The sequence below is a fragment of the Pseudomonas sp. A34-9 genome (genome assembly GCF_029543085.1).
Taxonomy (GTDB): Bacteria; Pseudomonadota; Gammaproteobacteria; order Pseudomonadales; family Pseudomonadaceae; genus Aquipseudomonas.
The window spans coordinates 2,259,745-2,275,942 of the sequence record NZ_CP119967.1; the positions used below are offsets into that span (position 1 = coordinate 2,259,745).

Below are 16,198 nucleotides of genomic sequence, written 5' to 3' on the forward strand. Positions count from 1 at the left end.
ACGTACGCCGAACAGTCCCTGAGCTACTTTGAACTCAACAGCCGCGCCAACCAGTTGGCCCACAAGCTGATCGCCAGTGGCGTCGGCCCTGACGTGCGCGTCGGTCTGGCGGCCGAACGCAGTCTCGACATGCTCGTTGGCCTGCTGGCGATTCTCAAGGCGGGCGGCGCGTATGTGCCGCTGGACCCGAGCTACCCCGAGGAGCGTCTGGCCTACATGATCGGTGACAGCGGCATCGGCCTGCTGTTGACCCAAAGCCATCTGCTCGATCGTCTGCCGGTGCCGGATTCGGTGCGCAGCCTGATGCTCGATCAGGATCGCGAAGACCTCGAAGGTTACAGCGACAGCAATCCGCACATGAGCATGAGCGCCGACAATCTGGCGTACGTGATCTACACCTCGGGTTCGACCGGCCAGCCCAAGGGCACCTTGCTCGCACATCGCAACGTGCTGCGCCTGTTCGAGGCCACCGCAGCGTGGTTCGATTTCGGTGCGCAGGATGTCTGGAGCCTGTTCCACTCCTATGCGTTCGACTTCTCCGTGTGGGAGATTTTCGGTGCGCTGCTGTACGGCGGTAAATTGGTGGTGGTGCCTTACGAGGTCAGCCGTGCGCCGGACGATTTCTTTGCCTTGCTGTGCCGCGAAGGCATCACCGTGCTCAACCAGACGCCGTCGGCGTTCAAGCAGTTGATGCAAGTCGCCTGTGCCCCGGAGCACGCCGCGCAACAGCTGGCGCTGCGTTACGTAGTGTTTGGCGGTGAAGCGCTGGAAGTGAAGAGCCTGCGTCCATGGTTCGAGCGTTTCGGCGATCAGACGCCGCAACTGATCAACATGTACGGCATCACTGAAACCACCGTGCACGTGACCTATCGGCCGTTGTCGATGGCCGATTTGCAGCGTGACGCGAGCAGCCCGATCGGCGAGCCGATTGCCGACCTGTCGTGGTACCTGCTCGACGGCGACCTGAATCCGGTAGCCAAGGGCTGCATCGGTGAGCTGTACGTCGGCCGCGGCGGTCTGGCGCGCGGTTATCTGAACCGTGCCGACCTGACCACGCTGCGCTTCATTCCCGATCCGTTTGCCGCTGACGGCGGCCGTCTGTACCGCACCGGCGACCTGGCGCGTTATCGCGCTGACGGCGTGATCGAATACATCGGGCGGATCGACCATCAGGTCAAGATTCGCGGTTTCCGTATCGAACTGGGCGAGATCGAAGCGCAGCTGCTCGAACAAGCCGCCGTGCGCCAGGCGGTGGTGCTGGCGCAACCAGGCCTGAGCGGTCAACAACTGGTCGCCTGGCTGGTACCAAGCGACGCTACGTTGCTCGATGCCAGCCCGGCAGAACAAGCGCAGTGGCGCGACCGCGTGCGTGCCGAGCTCAAGGACAACCTGCCGGATCACATGATCCCGGCGCACCTGTTGTTGCTCGCGCATTTGCCGCTGACGGCCAACGGCAAACTCAACCGCAGCGCGTTGCCGTCGCCGGATGCGAGTCAGGCGCAGCAAGCCTATCAGGCGCCGCAGAGCGAGCTGGAACAGCGCTTGGCGGCGATCTGGCAGGACGTGCTGAAACTGCCGCAAGTGGGTCTTAACGACAATTTCTTCGAACTGGGTGGCGACTCGATCATTTCGATTCAAGTGGTCAGCCGCGCACGGCAGGCCGGCATTCGCCTGAATCCGAAAGACCTGTTCCAGCACCAGACTATTCAGCGACTGGCACTGGTCGCGCAGTCAGGCGACGACGAATCGGGCATCGACCAGCAAGCGGTGACCGGCGCGGCGTTGCTGCTGCCGATCCAGCAGCAGTTTTTCGTAGACGATATCCCTGAGCGTCATCACTGGAACCAGTCCGTGCTGCTCAAGCCGCGTCAGCCGCTGGACGCGGAGAAAGTCCAGCAAGTATTGCGCGCGCTGGTCGCGCATCACGATGCCTTGCGCCTGAGCTTCACTCAGCACAATGGCGTGTGGCGGGCCGAGCACCGCGCGGTTGAAGATCAGTCGCACAACCTGCTGTGGCAAGAAGAGGTCGCCGATGCAGTTGCACTGGAAACTTTGGGCAACCGCGCGCAACGCAGCCTCGATTTGCACAACGGGCCGCTATTGCGCGCCGTGCTGGCGAATCTGGCCGATGGCACGCAGCGCTTGCTGTTGGTGATTCATCACCTTGTGGTAGACGGCGTGTCGTGGCGGATTTTGCTGGAAGACCTGCAAAACGCTTATCAGCAATTGCTCGATGCGCAGCCACTGAGCCTGCCGTCCAAGACCAGCGCCTTCAAGGACTGGAGCGAGCACTTGCAGCGCTACGCCAACAGCGCGGCGTTGCAACAGGAACTGGCTTACTGGCAGGCGTGCCTGAGTGATGTCGGCAGCGATCTGCCGTGCAAGCGGATCGACGCCGGTCAGCAGAATAAACTGGCGCAGACGGTACAGACCAGACTGGGCGCGGAGCTGACCCGACAACTGCTGCAAGAAGCCCCGGCGGCGTATCGCACTCAGGTCAACGACCTGTTGTTGACGGCACTGGCGCGGGTGATCGGGCGCTGGAGCGGGCAGACGTCGACGCTGATTCAGCTCGAAGGCCATGGTCGTGAAGAGCTGTTCGACGGTGTCGATCTGACCCGCACCGTGGGCTGGTTCACCAGTCTGTTCCCGGTGCGTCTGACCCCGGCGGCTACGCCGGGCGAGTCGATCAAGCAGATCAAGGAACAACTGCGTGCGATCCCCGACAAGGGCATCGGTTTCGGTGCACTGCGTCACCTTGGCGATGCTCAGGCACAACAGCGCCTGCGTGCCTTGCCGACGCCGCGCATCACCTTCAACTACCTCGGCCAGTTCGACGGCAGCTTTGAGGGCGATGACGGCGCGCTGTTCGCTCCGGCGCCGGACAATGCCGGTCTCGACCAGAGCCCCGATGCGCCAATGGGCAACTGGCTGACCCTCAACGGTCAGGTGTATGGCGGTGAACTGCGCGTGGGCTGGACGTTCAGCAGCGAGCGTTTCGACAACGCCGTGATCGAAGCACTGGCGGCGGATTACGCCGAAGAACTGGCGGCGTTGATCGACCATTGCCTGACCCCGGGCGTTGAAGGCTTGACGCCGTCGGACTTCCCTTTGGCGACGCTGACCCAGGCACAACTCGACGGCTTGCCTTTGCCGGCCCGGCAGATTGCCGATGTCTATCCGCTGTCGGCGATGCAGCAAGGCATGCTGTTCCACAGTCTCTACGAACAGGCCACCGGTGATTACATCAACCAGGTCCGTCTCGACGTCGAAGGCCTCGATCCGCAGCGCTTCCGGCAGGCCTGGCAAGCAGCGGTGGATAACCACGACATCCTGCGCACCAGTTTTGTCTGGCAAGGTCAGCTGGCACGCCCGCTGCAAGTGGTGCACAAGCAGCTGGACATGCCATTCAGCGTGCTCGACTGGCGCGAGCGGGGCGACTGCCGGACTGAACTGGACACGCTGGCCAGTGCCGAGCAGGCGCAAGGTTTCGACCTGAGTCAGGGGCCGCTATTGCGTATGGTCGTGGTGCGCCTGGACGATCAGCGCTGCCATTTGATCTACACCAACCACCACATCCTGATGGATGGCTGGAGCAACTCGCAGTTGCTCGGTGAAGTGCTGCAGCGCTACAGCGGCATTGCCCAGCCGACGCTGGCCGGGCGTTATCGCGATTACATCGAATGGCTGCAGCGTCAGGACGTGCAGGCCAGCGAACATTACTGGACCGCGCAACTGGCTGACCTGGAAGCGCCAACCCTGTTGGCGCAAGCACTTCAGGCGCAGCGTGGCGACGCTCCACGGGACGGCCATGGCGAGCACTTCTGCGTGCTCGACGCGGCGCAAACCCGGCAGTTGGGCGAGTTCGCCCGGCAGCAGAAAGTCACCCTCAACACGTTGATTCAAGCGGCCTGGTTGCTGCTGTTGCAGCGCTTGACCGGTCAACAGAACGTCGCATTCGGCGCTACGGTGGCGGGGCGTCCGGCGGAACTCAAAGGTGTCGAGCAGCAGATCGGTCTGTTCATCAACACCTTGCCGGTGATCGCCAGCCCACGTTCGCAATTGAGCGTAGGCGAGTGGCTGCAGAGCGTGCAGGCGCAGAATCTGACGCTGCGTGAGCATGAGCACACGCCGTTGTTCGACATTCAGCGTTGGGCAGCGCGCAACGGTGAAGCGTTGTTCGACAACATTCTGGTGTTCGAAAACTACCCGGTATCCGAGGCGCTGGAGCAGGGCGCGCCGCAGGAATTGCGCTTCGGCGAGATCAACAACCATGAACAGACCAACTATCCGCTGACGCTGCTGGTGCATTTGAGCGACGAATTGTCGATGCACTTCAGCTACCAGTGCGACAGCTTTGCGGCGCACAGCGTTGTGCAGCTCGGCGGGTTCTTGCAACGCTTACTCGGACAGATGAGCGAATCGGGCGAGCGCACGCTCAGCGAGTTGAACCTGATCGACAACGGCCCGAGTGTCGACACCGACTTCGTCGCCGACCTGTGCATTCATCAAGCCATCGCTCGCCAAGTGGCGGCAATCCCGGATGCGCTGGCGGTGACCTTCGCCGATACACTGACCTACGCCGAACTGGACGCGCAAGCCAACCGTCTGGCGCACAAGCTGATCGAATTGGGTGTCGGCCCGGAGGTGCGCGTGGGCGTGGCGATGCCGCGTTCCGAGCAGTTGCTGATTGCCTTGTTGGCGGTGCTCAAATCCGGTGGCGCCTATGTGCCGCTGGACCCGGACTATCCGGCCGATCGCGTTGCCTACATGCTCGAAGACAGCCGTGCGCGGGTGTTGCTCACCGAGCAGGCCGTCGCCGCGACTTTGAGCGTGCCAGCCGATACGCAAGTCGTGTTGATGGATCAGGTTTCGCTGAGCGGCTATTCAACTGTGGCGCCTCAAACGGCGGTGCAACCGGACAACCTGGCTTATGTGATCTACACCTCCGGTTCCACCGGCAAGCCGAAAGGCGTGGCGATTGCCCACCGCAACGTCATGGCTTTGATCGAATGGTCGGCGAAGGTCTACAGCCGCGACGACATTCAAGGTGTATTGGCCTCGACTTCGGTGTGCTTCGACCTGTCGGTGTGGGAGCTGTTTGTCACGTTGGCCAATGGTGGTTCGCTGATCATCGCGCGCAACGCGCTGGAGTTACCGAACCTGCCGGCGCGTGATCAGGTCCGCCTGATCAACACCGTGCCGTCGGCCATCGCTGCACTGCAACGCGCCGGGCAAATTCCCGCGAGCGTGCGCATCATCAATCTGGCCGGCGAGCCGCTCAAGCAAGGGCTGGTCGACGCGCTGTATCAGCAGTCGACGGTCGAGCACGTCTACGACCTCTATGGCCCGTCGGAAGACACCACTTACTCGACCTGGACCCGCCGCGTTGCCGGTGGTCAGGCGCGCATTGGTCGTGCCCTGAACTACAGCGCCAGCCATCTGCTCGATGCCGATCTGCACGTCGTGCCCCAAGGCGTTTCGGCGGAGCTGTACCTGTCCGGCGCCGGCATCACGCGGGGTTATCTGGGGCGTGCGGCGATGACCGCCGAGCGCTTTGTGCCCAATCCACTCGCCAGCAACGGCGAGCGCATGTACCGCACCGGCGACTTGATTCGTGAGCGCGAAGAGGGTGAGCTGGAGTACATGGGCCGGATCGACCATCAGGTGAAGATTCGCGGTTTGCGGATCGAACTCGGTGAAATCGAAGCGCGTCTGGTGGCGCATGCCGAGGTGCGCGAGGCGGTGGTCGTGGCCAGCGAAGTGGCGGGCAGCCAGCACTTGATCGCCTACCTCGTGCCGGCCGATCCAGCCGTGGTCGATGCCGGCGCTGAGCAGCAACGCCTGCTGGATGACCGCCTCAGTGACTGGCTGAGTGCAACCCTGCCGGATTACATGGTGCCGAACCATCGACTGTGGCTGGCGCAGATGCCGCTGACCCCCAACGGCAAGATTGATCGCAAGCGTTTGCCGACGCCGGAGCTGACGGCTGCGCAACAACACGTCGATCCGGTCAATGCGACCGAACAGACGCTGGTGGACATCTGGAAAGACGTGCTGGGGCTGGCGCAGGTCAGCACCACCGACAGCTTCTTCGCCCTGGGTGGCGATTCGATCATCTCGATTCAAGTGGTCAGTCGCGCCCGTCAGCAAGGCCTGGAACTGAGCCCGAAAGATCTGTTCCAGCACCCGACCATTGCGCAATTGGCCCTGCGTGTCGAAGCCTCCTGCGATAAGCCGGTGGCAGCACTGATCGAGGTGCCGCTGCATGGTCTGAATGAGGTGCAAGTCGCGCAATTGCCGCTGCCGCAAGATCAGTTGGCAGGTCTTTATCGTCTGTCGCCGATGCAGCAGGGCATGCTCTTTCTCGGCCTCAACGCGCCGGAGTCGGATCTCTACATCAACCAATTGTGCATTCCGGTGCAGGGCCTCGACCCGGCGCGGTTGAAAGACGCCTGGGCAACCGTCAGCCGACGCCACGATATCCTGCGCACCGGTTTTCTCTGGCAGGACATGGCCGAGCCGCTGCAGTTTGTACTCGCCGATCCGCAACTGCCGATCAGCCTGCTCGACTGGCGCCAGCAGGATCACTCGGCCGAAGCGCTGCAAGCGTTGGCGGATGCCGAGCGAGCCAAGGGCTTCGATCTCGCTCAGCCTCCGCTGCAACGCCTGACGCTGGTGCAGGTGGGCGAGGACAGCTATCAACTGATCTGGACCTACCACCACATCCTGATCGACGGCTGGAGCAGTTCGCAGTTGATCGGTGAGGTGTTGAGCCAGTACTCCGGCAAGCCATTGGCCGACGCTGTGCCGTACCGCCGCTATATCAACTGGCTGCAACAGCAGGACGGCAACGCCAGTGAAGGGTTCTGGCGTCAGCACCTGAGTCAGCTCGACGAGCCGACTTATCTGGCCGACGCCGTGGCGCGCACCGGCAGCGGTCGTGGCCACGAGGCGTTGTACAGCCGCCTGGGCGAAGAACGTACCGAACAACTCAAAGCCTTCGCGCAAGCACAGCAAGTCACCCTCAACACCTTGGTGCAGGGCGCGTGGCTGGTGCTGCTCAGCCGTTACAGCGGCCAGCGCTGTGTGGCGTTCGGCGCCACGGTGGCGGGGCGCCCGGCGAGTCTGCCGGCGTCGGAATCGATCCTCGGTCTGTTCATCAACACCTTGCCGGTGATCAAGGACGTTCCGGCCGAGCAGTCGGTCGGCGAGTGGCTGCGCGACTTGCAGGACTTCAACCTGGAAATGCGTGAGCGCGAATACACTCCGCTCACCGACGTGCAGCGCTGGGCCGGACGGGCCGGGCAATCGCTGTTCGACAGCATCATCGTGTTCGAGAACCACCCGATCGACCAGGCCTTGCGCGAGTGGCGCGATGACTCGCTGAAGTTTGGCGAGATCAGCAACGCCGGCCTGACCAACTTCCCGATGGACTTGATGGTCACCCTCGAAGAGGGGCTGGTGATCGAGTACATGTTCCTGCGTGAGCATTTCGACCGGGCGACCGTCGAAGGCATCCGCAGCAACATGGAAGGCCTGCTTGCGGCGTTGGCACAGGATGCGGCGCAACCGCTGGGGCGCATTGGTCTGCCAACCGGTCAGGCGGCTACCGCACAGGTTGTGCCGGCCGTTTCGCAAGCACCGGCCGTGCATCAGCGTATCGCTCAATGGGCGACGCAGCGTGGCGAGCAGACGGCGCTGGTGTTCGATGGCCAAACCTTCAGTTACGGGCAGATCGACGCCCGCGCCAACCGTCTGGCCCATGCGTTGATCGCTGAAGGCGTCGGTCCGGAAGTGCGCGTCGGCGTGGCACTGCCACGCAGCGAAAACATGATCGTGGCGCTGCTCGCGGTGCTCAAGGCCGGTGGCGCCTATGTGCCGCTGGATGCGACCTATCCGCGTGAGCGCCTGAGCTATCTGATGCGCGATTCAGGTATTGCCTTGCTGCTCAGTGATTCGAGCCTGCGTCAGATCATGCCGGCCCAAGACAACCTGCATGTGCTCGAGCTCGATCAACTGGATCTGAGCGCGCAATCCGACCGCGCACCGGATGTCGCCGTGCAGCCGGGCAACCTCGCGTACGTGATTTACACCTCCGGTTCGACCGGCCAGCCGAAAGGCGTTGGTGTCGCTCACGGCCCGTTGGCGATGCACTGCGAGGCGATCGGTCAGCGTTATGAAATGAGTCAGGCCGATTGCGAACTGCACTTCATGTCGTTCGCCTTCGACGGCGCTCATGAGCGCTGGCTGACCACCTTGACCCACGGTGCGCGTCTGCTGATCCGTGACGACAGCCTGTGGACCGCCGAGCAGACCTACAACGCTCTGCATGATTACGGCGTAACCGTGGCCGCGTTCCCGCCAGTGTATTTGCAGCAACTGGCAGAACACGCGCAACAGCACGGCAATCCGCCAGCGGTGCGCATCTATTGCTTCGGTGGTGATGCCGTGCCGGTGGCGAGTTTCGAACTGGCCAAACGTGCGCTCAAGCCGCAGTACATCATCAACGGTTACGGGCCGACGGAAACCGTGGTCACGCCGCTGATCTGGAAGGCCGGCACTGACGATCAGTGCGGTGCGGCCTACGCGCCAATCGGCAGTGTGGTCGGCGAGCGCAGCGGTTACGTGCTCGACGCTGACCTCAATCCATTGCCCGCGGGCGTTGCCGGTGAACTGTACCTGGGCGGCGCGCTGGCCCGTGGTTATCTGGGCCGTGCCGGCGGCACCGCTGAGCGTTTCGTCGCCAACCCGTTCAGCACCGATGGCAGTCGTCTGTACCGCACCGGCGACCTGGTGCGCCAGCGCGAAGACGGCACTGTCGACTACCTGGGACGGATCGATCATCAAGTGAAGATCCGTGGTTTCCGTATCGAGTTGGGCGAAGTCGAAGCGCGCCTCAAGCAACAGCCGGGTGTGCGCGACGCCGCCGTGGTGGCGCGCGAGGGCGTCAGCGGCAAGCAGTTGCTCGGTTATGTGCTGGCCAATGCCGATACGCAAACCGACGGTTTGTGTGAACGCCTGCGCGAGCAGCTCAAGGCCAGCCTTCCGGACTACATGGTGCCTGCGCACCTGATGTTGCTCGAACGCATGCCGCTGACGCCGAACGGCAAGCTTGACCGCAAGGCGCTGCCGAACCCGGATGCTGAACAGCGTCAGGATTACCTGGCACCGCGCACCGAGCTTGAAAAAGCCCTGGCGAAGATCTGGCAGGAGGTGCTGAAGATCGAACGCGTCGGCCTCACCGATAACTTCTTCGAACTGGGCGGTGATTCGATTCTCAGCCTGCAAGTGGTGGCCCGTAGTCGTGTGCTCAAGGCTCAGGGTCTGAGCCTGAAACTGCGCGACCTGATGCAGAAACCGAGCATCGCCGAACTGGTCGCCAGTGTGCAGGGTGTCGCCGAAAAAGCTTCCGGGCTGTTGGCGATGAACGCAGAGGTCGAGGGCGTTGCGCCGCTTTTCTGTGTCCATGCAGGCTTCGGCACGGTGTTCGACTATGAGCCGTTGGCGCGCCGTTTGAGCGGTCGTCGTCAGGTGTTGGCGATTCAGTCGCGGATGCTCCTGGATCCGGCGTTCAACGAAGTCTCACTGCAAAGCATGGCCAGCGCTTACGTAGCGCAGATTCGCGAGAAACAGCCACACGGGCCGTATCACCTGTTGGGGTGGTCGCTGGGCGGGACGCTGGCGATGTTGATGGCCGCGCAACTGGAACAGGCCGGTCAGACGGTCAAGTTCGTGGGTCTGGTGGACAGTTTTGTGCCGTCGGCCAAGGTCAACGAAGGCGCGGTGGATGACTGGCAGGCTGATCTGCGCGCTTTCCTGCGGGTGACCCTGCCGGATGCCGCACCGGATTTGCACATCGTTGGTGAAGAAACAGCGCAAAACCTGCGGGCACTGTTCGTCGGCGCCATGAGTGCCGAACGTGGGGCTTCGACCTATGTGGCACTGGGCGCCGATGAACTGGCCCATGTGTTCAGCGTGGCGCGCCGGCTCAAGCAATTGTCGTTACAGCTCGATGGCTGTGCACCGCTGGCGGTCAAGCCGATCTGCTGGTGGACACTGGGTCGCGAAGAGGAGGCCGGGGAACTGGCGGCGCAACTCGCGCAGCCGGGCATGGGCGGCGAATGGCTCGATTGTGGGCACTTCCAGATCCCGCGCGATGAAACTTTCCTGTCCGAGGCTGAAGAAATGCTCGGCGAGATCGTTGAACCAGTAGCCATGTCCTGAACTGTGTTCTGAACCTGAAAAAAACGGTCGGGCGCCTTTATGGCGCTCGACCTGTCTGGAGAGATACGAATGTCGTTGAACCCTGATATCGCCGCGTTCCTGCAACTGGTCGGCAACGGCCGGGCCAGTGGCAAGCGCGTTGGCATGCATGAGCTGAGCCCGACAGAGGCGCGCGAACAGTTTGATCAGTCGTCGTTGTTGATGGACGCCGGCGGGGAAGCGCTTGAGGTGGTGGACGCGCTGCAATTGCCCGTGCGTGATGGCGCGCGTCTGAACGCGCGGATCTACAGCAATCAGCCTTTGAGTAGCGGTGCCGGGCGTCCGGCGCTGTTGTATTTCCATGGTGGCGGTTATGTGGTCGGCAGCCTCGATTCCCACGATTCTCTGTGCCGGGCGTTGGCCGCGATGGCCGATTGTGTGGTGTTGTCGGTGGCTTATCGACTGGCGCCGGAGTTTCGTTTTCCGACGGCAGCCAATGACGCCCGCGATGCCTGGGACTGGCTGGTGGCCAGTGCTGCGGATCTGGGCATCGATGCCGCGCGCCTGGCGATTGCCGGTGACAGCGTCGGAGGCAGCCTGACCACGGTGCTTGCTGCGCAACTGACGGATGCCGCTGTGCAGCCGCGCTTGCAGGTGCTGATCTATCCAGTCACCGATGCCAGTCGCAGCACGCCTTCCATCGAGCAGTTCGGGGAAGGGTATCTGCTGGAGAAGGCTTCGCTGCAGTGGTTCTACGAGCACTATCAGCGTGAGGCCAGCGATCGTCTCGATCCACGTTTCTCGCCGTTGCTGGCTGAGGTCAACGCTAACGTCGCGCCGGTGCTGCTGGTCTTGGCCGAGTGTGATCCGTTGCACGATGAGGGCGTGGCGTATGCGCGTCACTTGCAGGCGGCGGGGGTTACGGTGGAGCTGAAGGTTTATGAGGGGATGACCCACGACTTCATGCGCATGGGGGCGATTATTGATGAGGCTGAAGAGGCGCAGGAATATATTGCCGGGCGCTTGGTAGAGGTATTTGCTTTGGCTTGACGGGGTGGGGGGGGGTGAATATCCGTTGCTTCGGGTGTTGCTGATTAGGGGTCCGCCCTTACGGCGGGTCACTTTTTCCAGACGCCCGGAGTGCCGGCCCAGAAAAAAGTAACCAAAAAGGCTTGCTCCTACGTGCGGCCCGCTCGCTAGAGCTCGGGGTTCCTTCGCTGCGGGATCGATCCGGGCGCAGCGCCTACGGTTTGCTGCGCTGCACCTCCTCTCGCTGTGTTTGGCTGCGCCAAACGGTCGCTGCGCTCCCACGCCCGGATCAATCCCTCCGCTCAGCCTTCCGATGTCGCCCGTAGATCAAGATCAAGAGCAGGCGAGCTGACACTCGGCCTATTGAGTGGTGAAGAGCGGGTGTTTGGCTTTGGTTTTGTGGTGGATTCGCCCCTCACCCCAGCCCTCTCCCCAAGGAGAGGGAGCCGATTTGTGAGCCTTTCAGAACCTTGGTTCGACTCGGTATTTCATGTCGGCGTATCTCTCCCAAACACCTCGAACAGTTCCCTCTCCCTCCGGGCCTGGGAGTAGGAGAGGGGGGCCGATTTGTGTGCTTTTCAAAGCCAGAGTTCAACGCGGTATCGCACGTCGGCGTAGCTCCCCCAAACACCTCGATCAGTCCCCTCTCCCTCCGGGAGAGGGCTAGGGTGAGGGGCTCTTGATCTGGCTCTTGATCTTGCTTTGGCTTTTGATTTTTTGCCCCATCGGCAGGCCGAGTGGAGGTGTTCATCCGGGGGGTAGGCGCGTAGCGCCGTGCGGCGCAGCCGCATTCATCGAGAGGAGGTGCAGCGAAGCAAACCGTAGGCGATGCCCCCGGATGGACACCGTAGCGAGGGAACACTGAGCCTCAGCGAAGTGCCGTACGCCAGGGGCATGAACGGGACAACCACATAGGTAACAGTTAAGTTCAGGCACATGGGTAACACCTGATCACTTATTTTTGATTACTTTGAGCGTCAGATAACCATCCTTAGCGTCTCGTTCATCAACACGTCCCAGTAGAACAGGCCCAAAGATGATGTCCCAAACACCCTCGCTGATGCTCTCCAATCCGACTATCTGATGTTTCAGGACATAGCCCACATAGATTCTGAGCCTTCCTTTGTTCACTACGCCGTTGGAGTCCGTTCGGTATGCCTCAACATGGCTGGGGTATTTCATCTCCGGCAACTTTCTCGGAAATACCCGTGAAGAGCTGATGTAGCAAGAGGCCGGGGTTTTCTGCCCCAATGCCTCATGAAAACGCTCATGATTATAGTGCTGCATGAACAGATCAAAATGCTTCTGCTGAGCTCCCCACTCAATTTCCGGCGGTCTTGGCAATGTACTTTTAAGCGTGCGGTGCATGCGTTCATGCCGTCCGTTTTGCTCAGGTCGCCCAGGTTGAGTCCGCTCATGAATGATGCCTAGACGAGCCCACCAAATGGATAATTGTGATAACCCCGCACGCCCGCCGCTGGCAAAAGGGACACCGTTATCAGTGCGGATCCGCTCAGGCATCCCATACGTCTTAAATAACCGTTCGAAGGTGGCTTTGGCGTCCTTGAAAGTCGTGCTCGGCATACTTTCACAAGCCAGTAAAAATCGACTGGCGTGATCCATTACCGTCAACGGGTAACACCAGACACCGTCTCCTGTCAGGTATTGGCCTTTGTAATCAGCGCTCCAGAGCTGATTAGGAAGGTCGGCTTTCTGGAGTGGTTTTGGATAGACAGCGACACGCTGACGCAACCGTCGAGACACCACTAGCCCCGCTTTTTTAAGCACGTTGTAGATCGTGGTTTTGGAGGGCGGCGGCTGATCTGGAAACCGCTCTTGCAGGGCTGTCTGGATCTTTTTCGGGCCCGGCGTGGTTTGACCTTGGCGCCGCAGCTCAAGAATGGCTTCTTTGACCGCAAACGGCACAGCCTGTGCTTGAGAATGACGCTTGCGACTGCACTCCGCCAAGCCATTGATGCTGTCCGCGTTGTAGCGGGCCACCCACTTGTAGCCAGTCTTGCGACTGATGCTGTGAGCCGCACAGAGTTGACTGAAGTTGAGCCGACCGGACAGATAGTCGGCGATGAACATCACTTTAAGGTCCATAGGTTTCAGCTCTCGCCACGGCATGGTCAGATCCTCGGAATCGACCAGTGCCAGTTAAAAACTGTTACCTATGTGCTTGAACTGTTTTGTTACCTATGTGGGTGAGTCATACCGGTCAAGCCTTTTGTGTTACCTTTTCGGCGTCTGAAAAAGGGACTCGCTGTAAGAGCGAAACCGCCAGCCGCAACACCCAAAAAAACGGATATACACCCAAACCCCCAAGAGCCTGGTCGGCCCACAGGCCGCCAAGCCCCAACCAGCCAAAAAAAAACGCCAGCAAATGCCGGCGTTTCAGTGAGAGCAAAACGTATTACCAGTTGTAGGTCACGTCAGCAGTCATGGTACGGCCTTCGCCGTAGTAGCAGTCGAGGGTACCGTTACACGCGGCGACGTATTTCTCGTCGGTGAGGTTCTGCAGGTTAGCCTGCAGCTTCACACCTTTGACATGCAGCGGCGATTTTTCCAGATCGTAGGAAACCATCGCGTCATACACGGTGTACGACGGCACCTGGAAGGAATCCGACTCGTAGTCCGAGCCGTAGCTTTGTTGTACGTAACGAGCACCCAGGCCCATGCCGAAACCGGCCAGAGCAGTGGAGATGTCGAAATCGTAGTTGATCCACGCCGAGGCAGTCAGCGGCGGTGTCATCGCCACGGTGCGACCTTCGCGACCGTCGTTGGCGCTGTGCCACTTGGTCTGGTTACGCGACACGGCAGCCAGTACGCGCAGGTTCTGCGTGACATTGACCTTGCCTTCCAGCTCTACCCCACGCGAACGCACCGTACCGCTCTGGACGCTGAACCCCGGGTTGTTGAGGTCGGTGGTCAGCATGTTGTCCTGGTCGATCTGGTAAGCCGACAGCTGAATGAAACCGTCGACGAAGGTCGGTTCGTACTTGATGCCGACTTCGTACTGCTTGCCGGTGGTTGGTTCGAACGCACCGCCGCTCATGTCGGTACCGGTTTGCGGCAGGAACGATTCGGCGTAGCTCACGTATGGCGTGATGCCGTTCTCGAACTCGTAGCCCAGGCCGGCGCGACCGGTGAACTTCTCGTCTTTCTGGTTGCTGTGGCCACCGGACAGTGGCTGCTTGTTGTCGGTTTCGGCGAAGTCGTAACGACCGCCGAGGGTCAGGAACCACTGGTTCCAGCGCAGTTGGTCCTGAGCGTACAGGCCGGTCTGGGTGATGGTGTTGTCCCACTTGTACGGCTGGCGGAAGTTGATTGCGCTGCCATACACCGGGTTGTACAGGTCGATACCCGGAGCGGTGCGGTCATACAGGCCGAGGAACTTCGAGTTGAAGTGGTAGTAGTCCACGCCCAACAGCACGGTGTGGTCGATGTCGGCTGTCTTGAACTTGGCCTGGGCAATGTTATCGAGGCCGTAGACCTTGTTGTGCTGCGACCAGTCCACGGCGTAGCGGCTCTGGAAGCTGCTGTCGTTGAGGCCGGTGACCGGGTTGGTCGGGAACGAATAGCCGTGCAGCGGCGCGACGTACTGGTCGTTGACGTCGGCGTAACGGGCATTCTGCTTGAAGGTCCAGACGTCGTTGAGTTCGTGAGCGATTTCGTAACCGACCACAAACTGCTCGCGATGGTACTTGTTCACGTCCGGCTCGCCGATGAAGCGGCTGCGGCTGATGCGACCGTTGGAGGTGCTCTTGACCGTGCCGAACGCTGGCAGGCCCTGGGCTTCCGGTACGTCGTGGTCTTTCTGGTACTGACCGAACACGGTGATGGTGGTGCGGTCGTTCGGCAGCCAGGTCAGGCTTGGCGCGAGCATCATGCGGTTCTGGCTGGCGTAGTCGATTGCCGAGTTGCTGTCGTTGACCACACCGGTCAGGCGATAGAGAAATTCACCCTGATCGTCAATCGGGCCGCCGAGGTCGAAGGCACCGTAGGCGCGGTCATAGCTGCCGCCACCGATCTTCACTTCGTGCAGCGGGGTGGCGGTCGGACGCTTGCTGACCATGTTGACGATGCCGCCAGGCTGGTTCTGACCGTAGAGCACCGACGCCGGGCCCTTGAGCACTTCGATGCGCTCGAGGGTGTACGGGTCGATCTGCAGCGAACCGCCGGTGCTGCCGCCGCCATAAGGCATGTGCAGGCCATCGAGGTACAGCGGAGTAGGGGAGAAGCCGCGCGAGGTTGGCTCGTCGAAAATCTTCACCCGGTCGGCGAAACCGCCGCCGGTGATGCCCGGGGTGTAACGCAGGGCTTCGGTGACCGATTGCGAACCGCGCATCTTGATTTCGTCTTGGGTGACGACGTTGATCGTCTGCGGAATGACCTTGATCGCCGTATCGGTCTTCGACCCCGTGGCACTGCGCTTGGCGACGATACCGTCGACCGGACCCCAGGCCGATTCCGCAGTGGCGGAGATGTTGGTCGGTGCCAGATCGAGGCTGGCGCCGCTGTTGCTGCGAGAGCTCAACGCGACGTTATTGCCTTCCACGCTGTAAGCGATGCCGGTGCCTTTGAGCAACTGTGCGATCGCTGCAGTCGGCTCCAGGTTGCCGCTGACGGCGCTGCTGCGCAGACCACTCACTTCATCCGGACTGTAAAGCACTTGAAGGTTGGTCTGGCGACCGAATTCCTGCAAAGCACTCCCCAGCGACTGGGCAGGAATATCGAGCGCCACGGCTGCGGCCTGCGCCTGACCGATCATCGGCAAGGTCAGGGCCATGGCGCACAGCGCTGGCAGTGTGGAACGCAAGGAGCGGCGGATCAGCAGAGCCTTGGCGAGCGGGTGGAGTCCGTGCGGTGCGGGCATTATTCTTCTACTCTTCAAAGTGTTGACTGAGAACGATTTCTATTAACTGTAAATAAGACGTTGACCCTTCCGAAAACCGGAAAG

General features: G+C 61.3%; 4 protein-coding genes (1 of these 4 cut by a window edge). 2 read left to right on the forward strand and 2 right to left on the reverse strand.

The genetic code is table 11. The annotated features are described in order from the left end of the window. Together P3G59_RS10035 and P3G59_RS10040 are read left to right on the forward strand one after the other, a co-directional pair. On the forward strand, positions 1 to 10,227 hold the 3' portion of the coding sequence (locus tag P3G59_RS10035) for a non-ribosomal peptide synthase/polyketide synthase (RefSeq protein WP_277761400.1). 4,758 nt of this gene lie to the left of the window's left edge; 10,227 of the gene's 14,985 nt are visible here — the last part of the coding sequence; the start codon falls outside the window, past its left edge; it ends in the stop codon at positions 10,225 to 10,227. Positions 10,228 to 10,296: 69 nt separating this feature from the next. After that, a complete protein-coding gene (locus P3G59_RS10040; RefSeq protein WP_277761401.1) occupies positions 10,297 to 11,256 on the forward strand; it encodes an alpha/beta hydrolase in 960 nt (319 codons plus the stop codon). 930 nt (positions 11,257 to 12,186) lie between these two features. On the opposite strand, the gene P3G59_RS10045 is transcribed toward P3G59_RS10040, so the two are convergent. Together P3G59_RS10045 and P3G59_RS10050 are read right to left on the reverse strand one after the other, a co-directional pair. After that, the gene (locus tag P3G59_RS10045) at positions 12,187 to 13,365 is read right to left on the reverse strand and encodes an IS481 family transposase (RefSeq protein WP_277758418.1); all 1,179 of its coding nucleotides are present in this window, start codon (positions 13,363 to 13,365) and stop codon (positions 12,187 to 12,189) included. 286 nt (positions 13,366 to 13,651) lie between these two features. Beyond that, complete coding sequence (locus P3G59_RS10050) at positions 13,652 to 16,114, reverse strand: TonB-dependent siderophore receptor (protein WP_277761402.1); 2,463 nt, start codon at positions 16,112 to 16,114, stop codon at positions 13,652 to 13,654. Positions 16,115 to 16,198 lie beyond the last annotated feature (84 nt).

Bases quoted from the DNA above. Each gene is read 5' to 3' on its own strand.
- P3G59_RS10040 (WP_277761401.1), top strand. From the start codon at position 10,297: ATGTCGTTGAACCCTGATATCGCCGCGTTCCTGCAACTGGTCGGCAAC.
- P3G59_RS10050 (WP_277761402.1), bottom strand. From the start codon at position 16,114: ATGCCCGCACCGCACGGACTCCACCCGCTCGCCAAGGCTCTGCTGATC.
- P3G59_RS10045 (WP_277758418.1), bottom strand. From the start codon at position 13,365: ATGCCGTGGCGAGAGCTGAAACCTATGGACCTTAAAGTGATGTTCATC.